We start from the raw sequence: 17158 nt of genomic DNA on the forward strand, positions 1-17158 counted from the left end.
AATTGTCGGTAAATAGCAGAATTGGTTAGTATTATGCGGGTATTGGGTATTGAAACGTCTTGTGATGAAACGGGTGTTGCGGTGTACGACACCGAAAAAGGCTTATTAGCCCACCAGTTGTACTCGCAGGTGAAACTGCATGCCGACTACGGTGGGGTAGTGCCCGAGCTTGCCTCGCGCGACCACGTGCGCAAGACCTTACCGCTGATTAAAGCAGCCCTAAAAGAAGCGGGTATTACACATCAACAACTGGATGGCATAGCCTATACCATGGGACCTGGGCTGGTTGGTGCTCTGTTAGTTGGTGCCTGCATCGGCCGCAGCCTCGCTTTTGGCTGGAACTTACCGGCGGTTGGAGTTCATCATATGGAAGGCCACTTGCTGGCGCCTATGCTGGAAGAGAACCAACCCGAATTTCCTTTTGTCGCCTTGCTGGTTTCCGGCGGTCACACTCAACTGGTTCAAGTAAAAGGTATAGGCGATTACCATTTGCTTGGCGAATCAGTAGATGACGCTGCAGGCGAGGCTTTTGATAAAACAGCTAAACTGATGGGGCTTGATTACCCGGGAGGACCACGACTGGCTGCTTTGGCGGAACAGGGCAACAGCGAGCGCTTTACCTTTCCCAGACCAATGACAGACAGGCCCGGCCTTAACTTTTCTTTCAGTGGTTTGAAAACTTCTGCGGCTAATACTCTGGCCGCTAATGACAGTGATGAACAGACCCTGGCGGATATTGCGCGGGCATTTGAAGATGCGGTGGTCGATACTTTGGTGATTAAATGTCGCCGGGCACTAAAAGCAACCAGTTACAAGCGTTTGGTTGTTGCCGGAGGTGTCAGTGCCAATAAGCATTTACGCGCAAAACTGGAAGCTTTACTGGAAAAACAAAAAGGTCAGGTATTTTATCCCCGCACGGAATTTTGTACTGATAACGGCGCAATGATCGCCCTGGCTGGTGCTCTGCGTTTAGAAGCAGGGGAACGTGAGTCATTGGCAGTGAAAACCTATCCGAGATGGCCGATGACAGATTTGAAACCCATGGTGAATATTAACGACGCCGTTTAAAGGCTTTTTCTTCGCCGGAGGACAAGCGCAGAATATTGGCCTGGTGACGCCAGAGTATTAATAGCGAAATCATAATAACCGGGACTGTGTATTGGGGTTTTATCCAATAGGCATAAAAGGGTGCCAGACAGACGGTTACTAAAGCCGCTAAAGAGGATACCCGGCTGACACGGAAAACCAGTAACCAGGTGGCAATGAGCAACAACGCCATTTCCCAGGCAACCGGAAACATAGCACCTAAGGCGGTAGCAACAGCTTTGCCGCCACGAAAATGAAAGTAAAGCGGAAAAATATGGCCAAGGCAGGCTGCAACCGCAATTAGCCCAAGGAAAAAGGGCTCAATGCCGAGAAAGTAAGAGCCCCACACCGGAACCATACCTTTTAAAACATCAAACCAAAGAGTTAATAACGCAGGGATTTTTCCGCCAACCCGGTAAACATTCGTGGCTCCGGGGTTGCCGGAACCTTCTTTGCGGGGGTCAGGTAAGCCCCAAAGCCGGCAGATAACCACAGCGCTACTGATAGAGCCCAGAAGGTAGGCTGAAAGTATCATCAGTAAAGTAAGCGCTGTCATGGGGTACGAATCCCTCGTTGGTTAAGGTAGACTGCGATTAAAACTCAATGTCCCTAGAATAAGCGGTTTTTTGGGCAATTACCACGGGTTAACACAAATGGAACAAGCAGATATTGATGTCGTTAGCATTGAAGGCTTAACCGTAGAAACCATCATTGGTGTCTATGACTGGGAAAAAGAAAAAAAACAGCAGTTGGTGCTGGATATTCAGATGAGCTGGGACAACCAGCGCGCGGCAGTTACTGACAATATTGACGACGCTTTAGATTATGCACTGGTGAGCGAGCGAGTGTCGGCCTGGGTAGCAGAGAAGCCGCGTCAGCTCATAGAAACGGTTGCTGAAGGCGTTGCCAGCCTCATTTTGAATGAATTCGGTGTGCAGAACGTTGAAGTGCGGGTGGCTAAACCCGGAGCTGTGCCTAATGCTAAAACGGTGGCTGTAAGCGTTCGCCGAAGTGTTTTCGACAGCCCATTTGGGTAAGAGGATAAGTTGTGGCGCAAGTTTTTCTCGGAATAGGTTCTAATACGGATCGTGAAAAACATATTCGGGCAGGGTTGAAAGCCATTGCAAAGAGCTTTACCTGGCAACAACGCTCAAGAATTTTTCGCAGTGCCTCGGTAGGGTTTTCCGGAAGTGATTTTTACAATCTGGTGGTGGAGGTAATAACCAACCTTTCTGTTACCGAAGTTCTGGGTGAATGCAAGCGCATTGAGCAGGAAAACGGACGGATTCCGGGCAGTGCTAAGTTCAGCCCGCGAACATTAGACATTGATGTCTTATTGTATGATGACGTTATTCGGGAGCAACAACCGCAGTTGCCCCGTGGCGAAATTCTTGAAAATGCCTTTGTGCTCTGGCCACTGGCTGAAATAGCCGGGCACCACCTGCATCCGCTTTTAAATGTGAGTTACGAGCAGTTGTGGGAGCAATACCAGCAGACCCATAAAGACTCACCGCAACAATTAGAGCCTATTAGCGACACTTCTTGGCTGGAAGGTTAATTCAATGCCTCAGCCAGTATCTGCTCACGCTGTTCGCGTAAAGCATCGCCCAGGGCTTTACCGGTAAAGCCCTGCTGCTGCAAAGTCCCAGCATTAAGCGCTGCGGCTTTTTCTGCCCCCGAACGTAACTTTTTATGCTGAGCAGCAATACTTTTCTGCTGCTTAGATTCACTATATTCAGCTTGCCGTAACTGTAGCAACTGCTCCAGCTTCTCCGGTCGGCGCCAGTAGTCAATTTGTTTCAGTATTGCAGCCAATTGAGCTTTTTCGGGGAGCTCCGGTGTGGTAATGAAATCTTCATGATTTCTTGCCAGCAAAGCGCAGTCACGATAATGATTCGGTATGGCCAGTTGCCTGCAGAACTGCTTCAGGCTCTCAGGAGTTTCTTGCTCTATAAATAAGCTGGCAAATCTTAGCGTTGCTGAATCGGAATAAGCCGATGTTCTTTGCAATCGTTGCAGTTGTGAATCATCGGCGGTTATTCCGGGTAACACCTGAGAAAGCGCCTGTATGTCTCTAAGCAGAGTTAAAAAGACAGTTGGCGTTTGGGTTAACAGTGACTTCTCCCATTCCCGCCAGACCCGTTCAGGGACTAAGTGACTGAGTTCCTGACTGGCTGACATTTCCTGCAGCAACTGCTGAGTTTCTTCGGCGACGGTAAAACCCAAGTGAGCAAAACGCGCGGCGAAACGTGCTACTCTTAATACCCGCAAAGGGTCTTCGGTAAAAGCTGCAGAAACATGGCGTAACTTCCGTGCTTCAATGTCTTGTACGCCGTTATACGGGTCGACTATTTCGCAATCTTCGCTTTGCGCAATGGCGTTAATGGTTAAATCCCGGCGGGCTAAATCATCTTCCAGAGTCACATCGGGAGAGGCGAACACGTCAAAACTGGTGTGGCCTTTGCCGGATTTTCGTTCAGTCCGGGCCAGTGCGTATTCTTCTCGGGTACTGGGGTGGAGGAACACCGGGAAGTCTTTACCAACTTGCTGAAACCCCTGTTTTAGCAAGTCTTCTGCACGGGCACCCACTACTACCCAGTCACGCTCATGCACGGGTAATTTCAGAAGTTTGTCTCGTACTGCGCCGCCGACTAAGTATACGTCCACTGTTCACCTCAACTTTGTTTGGCATGATCATGTCGAATCACTGGTCGATGTGCAAGCAAGTCGTTACACTGTTGAACAAATAATATTATCAGCACAGTAGCGGACCGATATGTATCAAAACTATTTTGGTCTTCAGGCAGAGCCGTTTTCCATTGCCCCGGACCCAAACTACCTTTACCTGAGTGAACGGCATCAGGAGGCTTTAGCGCACCTTACGCAAGGGCTGCAGGGCAGTGGTGGCTTTATTCTGTTAACCGGAGAAGTGGGAACAGGCAAAACTACGGTATCCCGAACTTTACTGGAGCAGTTGCCTGAGTCGACGGAAACCGCATTTATCCTTAACCCTATGCTGAATGAGGACGAACTGCTTGCCAGCCTGTGCGATGAATTTGGTATCCGTTATCAAAAACGATCCGCTACCCGTAAAACGCTGACGGATAAACTCAGCCAGTTTTTTCTGAAAGCCAATGATGATGGTCGCCAGTGTGTGGTGCTGATTGATGAGGCTCAGCATCTGCGGCCTCAGGTTCTTGAACAGCTAAGGTTACTAACCAACTTAGAAACCCATGATCGTAAATTGCTTCGGGTCATTTTAATTGGTCAGCCGGAATTACAGGACTTACTGCGCCGGCAGGAGCTTCGTCAACTGGCACAGCGCATTACCGCCCGTTACCACATTTTGCCGCTGACCGAGCAGGATACGCAGCGCTACATTGCCTACCGGCTACAGGTGGCCGGCGCGAACCGTCCGTTATTTAGTTCAGCTGCAGGGCGAAAGGCGCATCAGTTAACCCAGGGCATTCCTCGCTTATTAAACCTTTATTGTGACCGGGCATTGCTGGCAGCTTATACTGAATCTAGCAACGAAGTGCTGCCCAGGCATATACAGCAAGCGCATATTGAACTGAATGGTACGACCGGCAGCAGAAATAGACAGCCGCACTCCGCTCTATGGCGTTGGGCGGGAGCTTTTTTGCTTCTTGTCGCCAGCGCAGTTGGCAGTTACACGCTGATTAACGATACGGAAAAACCGTCGAATGTAGCTACCAGCAGTCAATATCAGGCCGCAAAGGAGCTTGCGAATGTCTGGGGTTTGCCGGAACCTCCGGTAGATGCTGATTTTTGCCAGTGGGTAGAACAATATGATCTCGCCTGCCTTGAGTTAAACCAGAGCCTGCAGCAGCTGCGCAGCATTAACTACCCGGCATTACTTTACAAACGAAATAAAAGCGCCGATTTAATAACCGATGGTACGGCGATAGATACTAATGGCTGGAACGGGGCTTTCCTTATTTTGTATCAACAGCCGTTGGCTGAAAACGGCGACGCACACCAGCAGTGGGTTCGTGAACAGCTGGCAAAACATTTAAGTTCAGAATGGGAAGGTCAGTCATCGGCTGAACAATTTAAAGCACTACAAAAAAGTCAGGGGCTGCGGGTAACCGGGCAGCTGGATGATGCGACAATGGCATGGCTGGCATCACGCGCGTCTGACTTTGGGCCCCGATTGAATGAAGAAAGCGAATGAAAAAAGCGAGTAAAGAGAGCAAGCCATGTCATCCTTATTAAAAGCGTTAAAGCAGCAACAGTCGCCATTATTAAAGCAAACCTCAGTGCTTGATGCCTCGCTTATGGCTAACGATAAAAACAGCCGTAGCTGGAGCTGGCTACTTTGGCCTTTGGTACTTATTCTCGGCACGGCGCTGGGTTCTGCCGGAGCTATGTGGCTTGGTGAAAAAAATCAATCTCAACGTCCTGAAGCCGAGGGTTTTCGTTGGAGGGAAACCGCCAGTATTGAATCGGTTGAATGGGATGCTGAGCCCGACCCCGAACCCGCTCCGGAGGAAAAAGCCGACGTAACGCAAAGCGCTGGTCAACAGCAATCGTCAGAATCCGAGCCAGCCGGGCAAGCTGAATCTCAGCGGCAAGCTCTTGATCTTTCGACTGTTTCACCAGACTTGTTACAGCGCTTCGAAGCGGCAGTGAACGACACCAGTAATAGCGATGATAATAGAGTTGATACCAGTGTCATACCTTCATTAAGTGAACTTTCGCGCTCGTTTCAGAACCAAATACCTGCTTTTAGTTATGACAGCCACATGTATCGCTCTAGTGCGTCACAACGATGGATTGAATTGAATGGGCAGAGACTATACGAGGGTGATGCGTTAAATCAGCTGACAATATTGCGAATAGAACCACAAAAGGTGGTTTTGGTGAAAGACTCACAGGCATTCTCCCAGCCCGCTTTAGAGGACTGGCAACCATAGAAATTATTGACATCCTGCGAAGGGATTCATACTCTTGTGCGATAAAGTTTAAACAAGCGTTTAAATTATTAGTTTGAACGCGTTGTAATTTCTACAAGAGGTAATGATATGGCTGACTACAGAGCTCCCCGCGACGACATGGATTTTGTTCTGCATGATGTATTCCGCGTTGCTGATGACTGGCAGCAGACTCCGGAACTTGCCGACATGATGGACGTTGAAACCGCTGGCGCTATTCTTGATGAAGGCGCAAAAGTAGCGGAAAACTTAGTTGCGCCCATAGCCCGCGAAGCGGATGAAGAAGGGGTTAAGTTTAAAGACGGCGAGGTGACAACACCTAAAGGCTATAAAGAGAACTTTCGCCAGCTTGCTGAAGGTGGCTGGGTTGGTGTAACGGCAAATCCCGACTTTGGCGGTATGGGCCTGCCTAAATCTTTATCTGCTCAGTACGAAGAAATGCTTTGCAGCGCCGACATAGCCTTTTCTCTTTATCCGGGCTTAACCTCCGGCGCTATCATGGCAATTAACTCGCATGGCAGTGATGAGCTGAAGAACCATTATTTACCGCGTATGGTCTCGGGTGAATGGACGGGTACTATGTGCCTGACTGAACCTCATGCCGGTACGGATTTAGGCATTATTCGCAGCAAGGCTATTCCCGCGCAAGACGGCAGTTTTTCACTTAGCGGCACCAAAATATTTATTACCGGCGGTGAGCATGACTTAACCGACAATATTGTCCACCTGGTGTTGGCTAAATTGCCTGACGCACCGGCGGGTACAAAAGGTATATCGTTGTTTGTGGTGCCTAAGTTTTTATCCGACGAGCAGGGTAACCTGACCGAACGCAACAATGTTAGCTGCGGTTCTATTGAACACAAAATGGGGATTCACGCCTCAGCAACCTGTGTGATGAACTTTGATGGTGCAAAGGCCTGGCTGGTTGGTGAGCCTCATCGAGGTTTACCCGCTATGTTTACCATGATGAACTATGAGCGATTAGGCGTTGGTATTCAGGGGCTGGGCGCAGCAGAACGTTCGTATCAAAATGCTCTGGAATACGCTAAAGATCGTATTCAGGGACGCGGCGCAAAAGCAACTCGTAACGACCAAGCCGAAGCCGACTCAATTTTAGTGCACGGCGATGTGCGCCGTATGTTACTGACTATGAAGTCTCTGACTGAAGGTGGTCGGGCGTTTTCGACCTGGGTTGGGCAGCAGCTCGATCGTTCCAAATACGCCGGAGATGATCAGGTTAGACAAAAAGCCGATGCCATGGTGGCGTTATTAACGCCTGTTGCGAAAGCGTTTTTAACCGACACTGGACTGGAGTCGACCATTCATGGCCAACAGGTTTTTGGCGGGCACGGTTATGTCAGGGAATGGGGCCAGGAACAATTGGTTCGCGATACTCGTATAGCTCAGATATACGAAGGCACTAATGGTATTCAGGCGCTGGACTTATTGGGTCGTAAGGTGTTTGGTTCACAAGGTCAGCTATTGCAGCCCTTTAACGAAGAAATTCAGAGCTTTCTGGATGAAACTGCGACCGGTAGTGAATGGATAAAGCAGCGTGATCAACTGCAGCAGGCGTTGAATATTCTCAATGGTGTCAGTGAGGAAGTACTGCAAAAAGCGGCTGGTGATGAGAATTTAGTGAACAGCGTGGCGGTTGAGTATCTGCATCTGGTAGGCTATGTTTCTTACGCTTACCTGTGGTTGAAAATGGCAATAGCCGCAGAGCCACTGTTAAACGACAAGCCATACCTTGCAACTAAAGCAAAAACGGCACGTTTCTATTTTGCCCGCATTTTGCCTCGCATTCATAGCCTGGCAGCTGCGATAAAAGATGGTAGTGAAAGCCTTTACTTACATAGTGACGATGAATTCTAAAGACGAAAAAAAAGAAAGCAATGCACTGACGTTTTATCGTGATAGTCGCCGCCCTCAGGCCTGGGGCGGCTTCTTTTTAGCGATATGGATGGCAATTTATATTGGCGATGCGGTTCCCTTGTGGATTATCGTTACGGGCGCGCTGCTGACCATGGCTATTGTTATGGCAATTGTAGTGAAGTTTAGACCATTGCAACCGGCCGCATTTTATAATGACCTTGAGTTAATGGAAAAACGCCTCATTTTACCTCCCAGAACTTACCAGTTGGAAAACCCGCCGGTACTGCAACAGTATGAAAAGGATTTAGCCGGTTTGAGTTTTGTTGATGAAAAAGGGCGCAGGCAGGAAATTATTGTCATTTTAAATGACAGCCTCAAACGGCAACTGGAAAATTACCAGATAGAGCTAAAAAGTTACGAAGAAATAAACGAAGAATAAAGTAAAAAGCCAGCGATTTCTCGCTGGCTTTTCTGTCTATTGCTGGCCTTTAATCGTCCAAAGACAACAAGGTAGCGTTACCGCCAACGGCAGTAATATTATCACTACGCGTTTTTTCGGTAACAAAGCGGGTTAGGTAGTGTGGTCCGCCGGCTTTCGGTCCGGTACCTGACATGCCGCGACCACCAAATGGTTGTACGCCGACAATCGCACCTATCTGGTTACGGTTAATGTAAACGTTACCAACATCAATACGGCTAGCTACGTCGTGAGCAAAGGTCTCGTTACGGCTGTGAATACCGAAAGTTAAACCAAAGCCTGTGTTATTGATGCTCTCTATAACCTCGTCAATTTCACTCGTTTTAAAGCGAATAACGTGAAGAATTGGCCCGAAGTTTTCTTTTACCAACTGGCTGATACTGTCAATTTCGATTGCTGTAGGTGCAACAAAAGTACCGCCCATAGCGTAATCAGGCAGTGGTGCACGAGCAATTAGGCGACCGGCCTGCTGGATATCTGATATGTGCTGTTCCAGGTTAGTTTTTGCAATACCGTCGATAACCGGACCAACGTCAGTTTCATGCAGCAGTGGGTCACCAACTTGCAGTTCTTCCATAGCGCCACGTAGTAAGTCGAGAACACGGTCAGCAACATCATCCTGTACGAATAGAACTCTCAGGGCTGAACAACGCTGTCCCGCACTCTGGAAGGCACTGGCAACGATATCGGTGACAACCTGTTCCGGCAGAGCGGTAGAGTCAACCATCATGGCGTTCTGTCCGCCGGTTTCAGCAACCAATGGCACAATTGGACCAGTACGTGCCGCTAGTGCGCGGTTAATGGCCTGAGCAGTATAAGTCGAACCGGTAAAGCAAACGCCACCAATGTCTTCCTGGCTGGTTAAATAGCTACCGACCTCGGCACCACTGCCTGGCATAAAGTGCAATACGTTACCCGGAATGCCTGCTTCTAAAGCCAGCTGCACTGCGCGGTATGCGATAAGCCCGGTTTGCTCTGCTGGTTTAGCAATAACTGAGTTACCGGTAACCAAAGCGGCTGCAACCTGGCCGACGAAAATGGCAAGAGGGAAGTTCCATGGGCTAATACAAATGAAAGTTCCACGACCTTCAACAAACAGCTCATTGTCTTCGCCTGTCGGACCCGGTAACTGAATAGGGCCACCCATGAGTTCACGCGCCTGGTTGGCGTAATAACGACAGAAATCAACGGCCTCGCGAACTTCGTCGATACCGTCCTGTAAGCCTTTGCCAGCTTCTACAGAACACAGAGCGATAAGCTCGTTACGGTTAGCTTCCATTAAGTCGGCAAATTTCTCTAAGCATTCCGCCCGCTCTTCGGTCGGAACGTTACGCCAGGATTTGTAGGCAGCGTTCGCACTTTTCAGTGCTTGCTCAGAGAGCTTTTTATCACCCCAGTAGATACTGCCAACCTGCTTCGAGGTTTCCTGAGGGCTGGTAATACTGACGTGGTGATCGGTTTCTATGGTTTTCCCATCGACGATGGGGCCGCCTTGCCATTGTTTGTCACGGTACTGTTGAACCGCTGCAATAAAATCATCTGCTTGTGAGTGAATATTCATATTCAATCCTAATGAATTTGTGCGATCCCCATACATTTCTGAGGGAAGTGGAATTTTGCTGTTAGCGTACTTCTCGTAGCCGGACGCGGTTTTCATCGGGTGCTCGACTAAGTCATTGACCGGTGTGTCTGCATCTAGCAGCTTGTGGACAAACGACGAGTTAGCACCGTTCTCTAAAAGCCGGCGGACTAAATACGGCAACAAATCTTTGTGAGGGCCTACTGGTGCGTAGATACGTACCACCATACCTGGATTTTGCTCCATTATGGTGTCGTACAAGCTATCACCCATGCCGTGCAAACGCTGATACTCAATTCGACGCTGATGGGTCTCATTCATTTGTTGAATGGCCATAAAGGTTTGCGCGTTGTGAGTCGCGAATTGCGGATAAATGGCACCGTCAGTATCGTCACTCAGTAAGTATCGGGCACAAGCCAGATATGAAATGTCGCTGTGTGACTTACGAGTAAAGACCGGGTAGCCAAGCAGACCGTTTTCCTGAGTCCACTTAATTTCGTTATCCCAGTAAGCCCCTTTTACCAAGCGAACAGGAATTTCATCGCCACACTCTTTTGCCAGCGCGGTTATCCAGCACAAGGTGGGTAGTGCACGCTTCGAGTAGGCCTGTACAACCAAACCAAAACGTGGCCAGCCTTTACAGACGCCGCTGCGGTAGACTTTCTCAAACAGCTCCATTGAAAGCTCGTGGCGATCGGCTTCTTCAGCATCAATGGTCACACCAACGTCGGCTTCTTTGGCCAGCTTGACCAGTTCGGTCAAAGTGGTGGCCAGCTCAGTTAGTACACGTTCATGATTTGATGCTTCATAACGAGGGTGCAAGGCTGACAATTTAATTGAAATTGTTGGGCGCGGCGCATCCGGGTTATTGAATTCTTCTTTGGTTATCGTCTTGATTGAGTTGACGTACTGCTGCTTGTAGTAATCCGCATCCTTCATGGTTAATGCGGCTTCGCCAAGCATATCGTAAGCGTGAGTGTAGCCCTTGTCGCGGTTATCACGGCTTTCTTTCAAGGCTTCCTCAATGGTACGTCCTAGCACGAACTGTTTACCCATAATTTGCATGGCGGTATAGGTTGCCTTGCGAATAATGGGTTTACCGAGTTTGCGAACAAGACGGCGGAAAGCACCACGCGGTGTTTCCATCGCTTTGCCTGTAGGGTTAGTTACACTGTTTGTCAGTGCCAGCCCCCAGGTACCTGAGTTAACTAACCAGGACGCACTCTGACCCATGTGTTTCTGCCAGTCTCCGCCGGAGAGTTTATCTTGAATTAACGCGTCGGCTGTATAAGCATCAGGAATTCGCAATAGTGCCTCGGCAAGGCACATTAAAATAATACCTTCTTTGGTATCTAGGCTGTACTCTTGCAGAAATGCGTCAACGACGCCGTTATCTGCCTGTTCCCTCACTTGCTCAACTAACTTAGCTGCGCGCTCGGTTACTGCGCTAACCGTATCATCATCGGCAGGAACCAGCGGCAACAGCTCACGCATATATTCGTCTTCATCAACAATATAATTGTCAGTAATTGCCTGCTGTAAGGACTTTAAGTCCTCAGCCTGATGCTGTTTGGATAGCACCTCACTCGCTTTGAACATAGCATCTCCTGTGTAGCCAGGCCGAAGCTCGGCGTGCTTCCCCAAAGTTGGGAATCGGCGCAAGTATAAGCTTATTTTTGCGCGGGTAAAGACCCTTCATGGTCGGATCTCACGTTGCAACTTTTCACCCTTGGTGTCAAGTGAACTAAATGCCCGTGTTTGTTGACCGTTAGCCGCCAAGCCAGTACCTTTAATCTAACTTATTAAACGCATCGGAATCGATTTATGTCACAAGAAGTTGAGCTCAAATTATTAATTGCTCCAGAACAGCGAGAAAAAGCGCTAGAAGTCTGCCAGTCGTTGGCGGATTCTCATCAGGCAAAACCCCGCAAAGAGCAGTTTGAACTCAAAAATGCCTACTTTGACACGTCCGATTTACGTTTACGTCAGTTCGATATTGGACTACGGATACGTAGCGATAAAGATCATAAAGAGCAGACAGTGAAATTGGCTGGTCGGGTTATGGGCGGTATGCATCAAAGGCCTGAGTACAATATTGAAATTGATAGCGACAAACCAGATTTAACCCTGTTTGATAACGAAATATGGCCGGATGACTTCCCGGTTTACGATATTCAGCGCGATTTGGACACCTTGTTCGTTACCGATTTTACCCGAACCCGTTGGCGGCTTCCCAGTGGCGAAGGTGTTATCGAAATGGTTCTTGATGAAGGTCACATAGAGTCGGGTGAGCAGCGAGAACCAATAGCGGAAATTGAACTGGAGTTACAGGGTGGCTCTTTGACCGAGGCCTATCGGCTGGCGCAGGAGTTAGTGAAAAAAGCCGGTGCGCGGGTAGGCTCATTAAGTAAAGCCGCAAGAGGCTATCTGCTAGCCGGAAAAAGCTTGCTGGAACCTTTTACACAAATGCACTACGTACCAATCCATTCTGAGCATAATGTCGGGCAGGCGCTTTATCGGTCGTTAGAGTCGGGCTTGCGTCATTGGCAGCACAATGAAGCCTGCCTGGACTTCCAACCCAGTGTCCGGGCGGTACAGGGAATGGCGGACGGCATGCAAATGGTGCGGGTTGTGTTGGAACAGCTCATTGAGAACGGGGTTGGTGAACGACGATTGCTGACTGGCATCTCGCAAATAACCTCGAAACTGCAATGGCTAAAGCGCTTTGAAGGACTGGATGAGCTAACCGCTGAAGATGGGGCTTATCATCGTGCGCTTAAGCGTTACAGCAAATTGTATGAATCTTTGGTCAACAGTCAGGAGGATGTTATTCGCCTGAATGAAGTCGCTGAATTAGTGCATTCTGCCGCATACCAGAAAACCGTACTGGGGTTGTCAGAGTTTCTGTTGAAAGAAGAAATGACAGAGGAGCTGGAGCAGCCCGTTTTGCCCTGGAGCAGTCAACTTTTGAAGAGCGACTGGCAGCTGGTACAAACGGCATTTTCTGAGCATGAAAAGCTTAGTGAGGAAGGTTATCTTAAACTGCTGACACCTTTACAAAATAGCCTTTTGATGGGGACTTGTTTCGGACATTTGTTCGATGTGGATTTGAGAGAAAGCTTTCGTTTGCCGTGGCAGGATTTAGCCCGAGGGATTCGTGAAATTACCGCTTTGCATATTTTGCATGAGCGTATTCGGGACCGCGACGATGAAGTGGATGAAAAGCTGATGGACTGGCAAAAAGTACAGCGTGAGTCCCTGTTAAAAGCTCTTGAATATTCGCGTAAAGCTGCGCTGAAACGTGAACCATACTGGTTAAATTAAGGTGGTTATGCAGACTCCCGACAATAAATTGATGAGCGAGACTGAAACAGCCTGGGAACGTTTTAAAGAGGTTGCAGAGAGTATTAAGCTCACAGCTGAACAGGAGCAAAGATTACGGGCATTGTTTGCTGTTAGTCCTTTTATTGGCAGGGTTGCTGAAAGTTATCCAGAGCATCTTATAACCGATTTTTTTGACGGCAGTGGAACCACTGTCTATTTGATTGATGCTGACAGCTACGGTGACCGTATAGCAGAGTCGTTAAGCCAAATAACGAATGAAGATGACGCTAAAAAATGCCTCCGTAGGCTAAGGCACTGTTGGATGGCGAAGCTCGCCGCAGCCGACATCCTGCAGCAAGTGTCGTTAAAAGAATCCTTACATCATTACAGTACCTTTGCTGATGCTGCAATCAATAAAAGTCTCGAGTGGTTGTTTGAACGCTTTGTCCAACGTCACGGTAAACCGCTTGACGCTAATGATCAGCTAATGCCCATGTTGGTCATTGGTATGGGGAAGCTGGGTGGGAAGGAGCTGAATTTCTCGTCCGACATTGACCTTATTTTTGCTTTTCCTGAACAAGGCGAAACCCAGGGGCCCGGACGTAATCTGGAGCACGGGGTTTTTTACAAGCGGCTGGCGCAGTCACTGATTGGGTTACTTGACGAGACGACTGCAGACGGGCAAGTGTTTCGGGTCGATATGCGGTTAAGACCTTTTGGTCAGTCGGGTCCGCTGGTAACTAGTTTGAATGCGCTGGAACATTACTATCAGGAGCAGGGGCGTGACTGGGAACGTTACGCCATGGTTAAAGCCCGCATGATAGGGGCAGATGAACAGTATGAGCAAGCGTTTCAGCAGCTGATACGACCTTTCGTTTACCGCCGCTATATTGATTTTGGCGCCATTGAAGCGCTGCGTAAAATGAAGCTTTTAATTACCCAGGAAACCCGCCGACAGGGAGTTAAAAATAACATCAAGCTGGGTGCCGGCGGGATTCGTGAAGTTGAGTTTATTGTTCAGGCGCATCAGCTTATCCGCGGAGGGCAGGAAAAATCACTGCAGACACGTTCAGTCTACACTGCCATGAATGGCCTGGTGGAACTGGAGTTGATAAGCTCGGAGCATGCCGGTCAGCTATTAAAAGATTACGAGTATTTGCGGGTTATTGAGCACCGCCTGCAACAAATTGATGACCAGCAAACTCAGCAATTACCCAGCGATGAAACTGGCCGCGCACGGTTGTGCACAATGCTGAATGAACCTGAGTGGGAAACCTTGCAGAGAAAAATAGACAAGTGCATGGAGCGCATTCATGCCGAGTTTCAGCAAGTGGTAGGCGCGGAGTCCGAAGATGATGAGGACGAGCAAGGCTTGCAGGTGTTGTGGCAGGACATGCTGGATGATGATGCTGCGCTAGAAATAATAGGAAGTGAAGGGGTTAATGAACCTCAGGCATTATGGACTCTGATTAAAAACTTTCGTCAGGAAAGCCGCCGTCGCAGTTCAGGCCCAAGAGGGCGTTCTGCATTAGCTAGGTTAATGCCGATAATGCTCCGGCATGCTATTTTGCATCAGCACCCGGAGCGGTTGCTGGAAAGGCTGCTTTCTATTATTAAAGCGGTTATGAGCCGAACGGCGTATATTGAATTGCTGGCTGAAAACCCCGGCGCTCGCGAGCAGCTTTGTAAATTGTGTATGGCCAGCCCGTGGATCTCCGAGCAGTTGGCTTTGCACCCCATACTTCTGGATGAACTGATTGATCCTCAGCAGCTTTACAGCCTGCCTGAGTCAAAGGACTATGCGGCCGTTCTACGGGAATATCTTGTACGTATTCCTGAGCAAGATCTGGAAACACAAATGGATGCATTGCGTCAGGCCAAGCAGGCGCTGCAACTGAAAATTGCCGCAGCGGATATCAGTGGTGTTCTAGAATTGATGAATGTTAGTGACCATTTGAGTGCGCTGGCTGAAGCGACTATCGCTGAAGTGGTTGGTCTGGCCTGGCAACAACTGGCACAAAAACATGGAAAGCCTGAGGGTACCAGCATAGACAATACCGGCTTTGCGGTGTTGGGCTATGGCAAGCTAGGCGGGCAGGAACTGGGTTATGGTTCCGACCTTGATTTAGTTTTTGTAACAGATGCCAATTATCAGGGGCAGACAGACGGTCGACGACCGATTGAAGTTCAGCAGTTTTATTTACGGCTGGCGCAAAGAGTTTTGCATTTATTCACTACCCGCACCGTTGCGGGCATTTTATATGACGTAGATTTACGCTTGCGACCGTCGGGGCAGGCTGGTTTACTGGTGACTCAGGTGAGCTCTTTTGCCCGTTATCTGCGCGATGACGCCTGGACCTGGGAATTGCAGGCATTGGTGCGTGCGCGACCTGTATTTGGTGTTCCAACTTTACGCGATACAGTTATGGATATACGACGGAGTGTTTTATCTCAACAAAGAGATGAACAAGAGCTGCGTCAGAATATCGTCAATATGCGTGAAAAAATGCGTGAACATCTGACCCAAAGAAACAGCCGGAAGTTTGACTTAAAACAGGACCCGGGCGGTATCGCTGATATTGAATTTATCACTCAGTATCTGGTTTTGCGTTATGCGTATAAATATCCGGAGCTATGCAAATACAGTGACAACGTCAGGCTTCTGACTGAAGCGCAACAGTTACATTTGCTCTCAGAAGTTGATGCTCAGAATTTAATTAACGCTTTTCAAATTTTTCGCTGTGAAAGTCACTCACTGGCGTTACAGGGTGAACAGTTATTGGAGGAGCACAACCTGGACAACGAACGTCAGGCTGTGCTGAATTGCTGGAATCACTTACTGGAAGATGACTGATAATAGCTTGGCATGTCGGGATCCGGGCGGGTTTTAAACCGACGGTGAACCCAGAGATATTGCGCAGGAGCTTTTAGAATGGCGCTTTCTACTAGGCTATTAACGCGTTCCGCATCCGCCCTATTGTCTCCCGTGGGGAAATCGTCAAGTGGAGGTTCGTAAAAGAGATCGTAACCGCGTCCGTCGTCACGTCTGACGCAACGGCTGACCAGAACTTTGCAGTTAGGGTTGCGGGCGAACAGCATAGTGCCTAGCGTGGTTGATGCGTCCGGTACCTGGAAGAATTTAACAAACTCGACACGGCGACGGCCATAGTCCTGATCCGGAAGGTAGCCTGCGATGTCGCCTTCGGTAAGTGATCTCATCATGGCTTTGACATCGCGACGCTGGATCATATATTTGTTTGAACGCCCTCGGCCGCGGGTTTGTAAGAACTCCATAACAGCATTATTGTGTGGGCGATAAAGACCAACTGCCGGCTCGACAAAGCCATGTAAGCGGGCGTGAACTTCAAGGCTAAGAAAGTGAAACAACAATAATAAAACTCCGCTGCCATCTTCCTGAGCCTGACGTAAGTGCTCTTCGCCATGAACATGCAGTTTACGTTTAATCCGCCAATTCGGCCACCACCAGGCCATACCAACTTCAAAGTACGCTATTCCGGTATTTTTCATATTTTCGGTTAGCAACGTCTCGATTTTTTCATTGCTGTATTCAGGGAAGCAAAGCTTTAGGTTGGTGCGGGCAATATTCACCCGGCGCGGCATGAGCTTTTTAAACAGCAAGCCCAATCCGCGACCCATGGCAAGCTGAAGCCGATAAGGCAGCCATGACACACTATACAGGATGAAAACACCGAGCCAGGTAAGCCAAAACTTAGGGTGTAAAAAGTAGAATTTAAATTTGGGAGGTTCGATCACAGCTGATGTCGCTTATTATTCGCTATTTGCCGCGGATAGTAACATAAAAATTCAAAAATGAGGCACCGCCAATAGTCAGGCGGTGCC

13 protein-coding genes are annotated in these 17158 nt (G+C 48.8%); 9 read left to right on the forward strand and 4 right to left on the reverse strand.

Annotation, left to right across the window (positions count from 1 at the left end; all coding sequences use genetic code 11):
• Positions 1 to 33: 33 nt before the first annotated feature.
• Positions 34 to 1068: a tRNA (adenosine(37)-N6)-threonylcarbamoyltransferase complex transferase subunit TsaD gene (gene tsaD / locus ACN0RF_RS07215; RefSeq protein ID WP_417438532.1), complete on the forward strand. Its 1035-nt coding sequence runs from the start codon at positions 34 to 36 to the stop codon at positions 1066 to 1068.
• Here tsaD and plsY read toward each other — a convergent pair.
• A complete protein-coding gene (gene plsY / locus ACN0RF_RS07220) occupies positions 1052 to 1642 on the reverse strand; it encodes a glycerol-3-phosphate 1-O-acyltransferase PlsY (protein WP_011235197.1) in 591 nt (196 codons plus the stop codon). The two genes, tsaD and plsY, sit on opposite strands and share 17 nt — an antisense overlap.
• Positions 1643 to 1739: 97 nt before the next feature.
• On the opposite strand from plsY, the gene folB reads away from it, so the two are divergent.
• Together folB and folK are read left to right on the forward strand one after the other, a co-directional pair.
• On the forward strand, positions 1740 to 2123 hold the full coding sequence (gene folB, locus ACN0RF_RS07225) for a dihydroneopterin aldolase (RefSeq protein WP_011235196.1): 384 nt from the start codon (positions 1740 to 1742) through the stop codon (positions 2121 to 2123).
• A gap of 11 nt (positions 2124 to 2134) precedes the next feature.
• Positions 2135 to 2644 carry a 2-amino-4-hydroxy-6-hydroxymethyldihydropteridine diphosphokinase gene (gene folK / locus ACN0RF_RS07230; RefSeq protein WP_417438533.1) on the forward strand — a complete coding sequence of 170 codons (510 nt, stop codon included), beginning with the start codon at positions 2135 to 2137 and terminating at the stop codon, positions 2642 to 2644.
• Here folK and ACN0RF_RS07235 read toward each other — a convergent pair.
• A complete protein-coding gene (locus tag ACN0RF_RS07235) occupies positions 2641 to 3753 on the reverse strand; it encodes a multifunctional CCA tRNA nucleotidyl transferase/2'3'-cyclic phosphodiesterase/2'nucleotidase/phosphatase (protein WP_417438534.1) in 1113 nt (370 codons plus the stop codon). The two genes, folK and ACN0RF_RS07235, sit on opposite strands and share 4 nt — an antisense overlap.
• Positions 3754 to 3862: 109 nt before the next feature.
• Here ACN0RF_RS07235 and ACN0RF_RS07240 point away from each other — a divergent pair, with 109 nt between their 5' ends.
• The 4 genes from ACN0RF_RS07240 (at position 3863) to ACN0RF_RS07255 (ending at position 8355) form a co-directional block, all read left to right on the forward strand.
• A complete protein-coding gene (locus ACN0RF_RS07240; protein WP_417438535.1) occupies positions 3863 to 5281 on the forward strand; it encodes an ExeA family protein in 1419 nt (472 codons plus the stop codon).
• Positions 5282 to 5306: 25 nt separating this feature from the next.
• On the forward strand, positions 5307 to 6023 hold the full coding sequence (locus tag ACN0RF_RS07245; protein ID WP_417438536.1) for a general secretion pathway protein GspB: 717 nt from the start codon (positions 5307 to 5309) through the stop codon (positions 6021 to 6023).
• Positions 6024 to 6131: 108 nt separating this feature from the next.
• Positions 6132 to 7916: an acyl-CoA dehydrogenase C-terminal domain-containing protein gene (locus ACN0RF_RS07250; RefSeq protein WP_417438537.1), complete on the forward strand. Its 1785-nt coding sequence runs from the start codon at positions 6132 to 6134 to the stop codon at positions 7914 to 7916.
• Entirely contained in the window at positions 7906 to 8355 is a 450-nt protein-coding gene (locus tag ACN0RF_RS07255; protein WP_417438538.1) for a hypothetical protein, read from the forward strand. The genes ACN0RF_RS07250 and ACN0RF_RS07255 overlap by 11 nt, the downstream gene beginning before the upstream one ends.
• Before the next feature lie 49 nt (positions 8356 to 8404).
• Here ACN0RF_RS07255 and putA read toward each other — a convergent pair whose 3' ends face one another.
• Positions 8405 to 11572 carry a bifunctional proline dehydrogenase/L-glutamate gamma-semialdehyde dehydrogenase PutA gene (gene putA / locus ACN0RF_RS07260; RefSeq protein ID WP_110013974.1) on the reverse strand — a complete coding sequence of 1056 codons (3168 nt, stop codon included), beginning with the start codon at positions 11570 to 11572 and terminating at the stop codon, positions 8405 to 8407.
• A 225-nt stretch (positions 11573 to 11797) separates the two neighbouring features.
• On the opposite strand from putA, the gene ACN0RF_RS07265 reads away from it, so the two are divergent.
• Positions 11798 to 13297: an inorganic triphosphatase gene (locus ACN0RF_RS07265; RefSeq protein ID WP_417438539.1), complete on the forward strand. Its 1500-nt coding sequence runs from the start codon at positions 11798 to 11800 to the stop codon at positions 13295 to 13297.
• Positions 13298 to 13304: 7 nt separating this feature from the next.
• Entirely contained in the window at positions 13305 to 16151 is a 2847-nt protein-coding gene (gene glnE, locus ACN0RF_RS07270) for a bifunctional [glutamate--ammonia ligase]-adenylyl-L-tyrosine phosphorylase/[glutamate--ammonia-ligase] adenylyltransferase (RefSeq protein ID WP_417438540.1), read from the forward strand.
• On the opposite strand, the gene lpxL is transcribed toward glnE, so the two are convergent.
• Positions 16130 to 17071 carry an LpxL/LpxP family Kdo(2)-lipid IV(A) lauroyl/palmitoleoyl acyltransferase gene (lpxL, locus tag ACN0RF_RS07275; RefSeq protein WP_417438541.1) on the reverse strand — a complete coding sequence of 314 codons (942 nt, stop codon included), beginning with the start codon at positions 17069 to 17071 and terminating at the stop codon, positions 16130 to 16132. The two genes, glnE and lpxL, sit on opposite strands and share 22 nt — an antisense overlap.
• Positions 17072 to 17158: the final 87 nt, after the last annotated feature.

This window comes from Idiomarina sp., from assembly GCF_048260185.1.
Lineage (GTDB): Bacteria > Pseudomonadota > Gammaproteobacteria > Enterobacterales > Alteromonadaceae > Idiomarina.